The following is a 2,097-nucleotide window of genomic DNA, read 5'->3' on the forward strand; positions in this document are numbered from 1 at the left end:
CTTCTCCCAGGTCTTGCCCTGGAGCCACTGGATGGTGCGGAACTGGTAGTCGCGCATGGAGACGTCGTTCAGCACGGCGTACCCGGCGATGTGGTCTGCGGCGTCCGCTTCGGAGATCCGGCGGCCGGTCTTGCCGATGACGACGGCGAGTTCGGACTCCCAGTCCACGGTGTCCGATTCCTGGGGGAGGGCCAGGTCATCGTTGGGGCCGATCAGGGATTCGGCGTACTTGGCGAACAGGGTGGGGTACTCGGGGACTTCCCGGCCCATTTCCTTGATGTGGTTGCGGTAGTTGTGGCCTACGCAGATGATCTTGCCCGGTGCTGGAACTACGGCGTCGAGGTCTGCGCCTTCGAGGGGGTGGGTGGCGCCCTTGGCGGCGGCGGCGATGGTCTCCCAGGCCGGATCCTTCAGGAGGGCTCCGACGTCGGAGAACCCGTCGATCTCGGTCAGGGTGTCGCCGTCCTGGCGGACAGCCTTGGTGCCTTCGGCGGTGCGGAGGGTGAGGAGTCTCATGCGTTCTTGCGTCCTTCGGTGTAGGTGCGGTTAAAGTTCAGCCGTTCAAAAATGGGGGCGTCGCTGAAGCGGAAGAGGTCGAAGCCGGTTTCGGCCTGCAGGGACCATTCGGCCCAGGACGGGACCACGAAGAGGTCGCCCTTTTCCAGGTTCCTGGTTTCGCCGTTGAGCACCACGCTGCCGCGGCCTTCGAAGACCTGCCAGACGCTGGAGCCGACCTCACGGACAGGCTCGGTGGCGGCGCCGTCACGGAAACGGTGGAACTCGGCCCGGATGGTGGGCATCACGTCACCGCCGGTGGTGGGGTTGGTGAAGCGAACGGCCGCGTGGCCCTGGGAAACAGTGGCCGGGTGACCCTCATCCTCCAGGAGCAGCTGCTCGGTCAGGGCGCGGTCGGTGTATTCCCACCGGTACGCCGCGATGGGGGAGCTGGTGGTGTCATCCAGGCCCGAGAGCGGACGCAGGCCCGGGTGGGCCCAGAGCCGCTCGGAGCGGGAGATGTGCGGGGTGGCTTCGTCCGTGACGCGCTCGGTGCCGAACTCGAAGAACCCGGCGTCGGCGTAATGCACGAACGGGATGTCCAGCCCGTCGATCCAGGCCATCGGCTCGTCAGTATCGTTGTGGTGGCCGTGGAAGTTCCAGCCCGGGGTCAGCAGGAAATCGCCACGGGACATGCGTACCGGGTCACCGTTCACCACGGTCCAGACGCCTTCGCCCTCGACCACGAACCGGAACGCGTTCTGGGAGTGGCGGTGCTCCGGGGCGGTTTCCCGGGCGCCCAGGTACTGGATCGCAGCCCACAGGGTGGGGGTGGCGTACGGGGTGTTTCCCAGGCCCGGGTTAGCCAGGGCAATGGCACGGCGTTCCCCGCCACGGCCCACCGGCACCAGATCCCCGGCACGCGCGGCCAGCGGGTACAGGTCGCTCCAGCGCCACACATGCGGCACCGCCTTCGGCGACGGCACCATCGGCATAAGGTCCGCGATTTCGGTCCACAACGGGATCAGGTTCTCACGGTCAAAATCCCGGTACAGCTCCTTGAGCTGGGCGGCCTCTTCGGGCGTCGGCTCAGGAAGAGCCTGCCCCGCGGCCACTGATTCATGGGTCGTGTTCTCGGCGCTGATGGACACGTCGGCCTCCTTCAAGGTCAAACAGTATTTCTGTGGGTCAAAACGGCACTTCGGCGTAGTCCGACTTTACGGACCTGAGTGTGTGACCCCCAACATATTCTGCTGGTCAGAATTAGTGGCTTGTTCTCCTGCGGGGGCTCATTCCGCATCAGCCGGATTGGCCGCGATATCGATCTCCAGCTGCCGGCTGGTTTCCCGCAGTGCACCGACCAGTCCGGCATCGAAGACCTTCCGGAACCTTGTGGCGGGGGTGGCAACGCTGAGCGCACCCACAACATGCCTGTGACGGTTGTGCAGGGCGATGCCCAATGCACTCACTCCCTCTTCGGTACCTTCGAAATTGGCGGCGAAGCCGTTACTGCGGATGGACTCCAGCTCACGCAGAAACGCCGGGTACTCGGCAGCGGGGATCGTGTCTCCGCCGATCTCTGCATTGTTGCTGCGGAAGAGC

Annotated in this window: 3 protein-coding genes; all 3 read right to left on the reverse strand. The window is 65.3% G+C overall.

Translation table 11 applies throughout. The annotated features are described in order from the left end of the window. A partial coding sequence (locus tag DBR22_RS07250) for a fumarylacetoacetate hydrolase family protein (protein ID WP_146187420.1) occupies window positions 1-516 on the reverse strand: 516 nt, incomplete at its 3' end. Further along, complete coding sequence (locus tag DBR22_RS07255) at window positions 513-1,646, reverse strand: cupin domain-containing protein (RefSeq protein ID WP_108598451.1); 1,134 nt, start codon at window positions 1,644-1,646, stop codon at window positions 513-515. The genes DBR22_RS07255 and DBR22_RS07250, both read right to left, overlap by 4 nt. A 138-nt stretch (window positions 1,647-1,784) precedes the next feature. Then, a partial coding sequence (locus DBR22_RS07260; protein ID WP_219928084.1) for an IclR family transcriptional regulator C-terminal domain-containing protein occupies window positions 1,785-2,097 on the reverse strand: 313 nt, incomplete at its 5' end.

This window comes from Arthrobacter sp. HMWF013 (genome assembly GCF_003061105.1).
Lineage (GTDB): Bacteria > Actinomycetota > Actinomycetes > Actinomycetales > Micrococcaceae > Arthrobacter.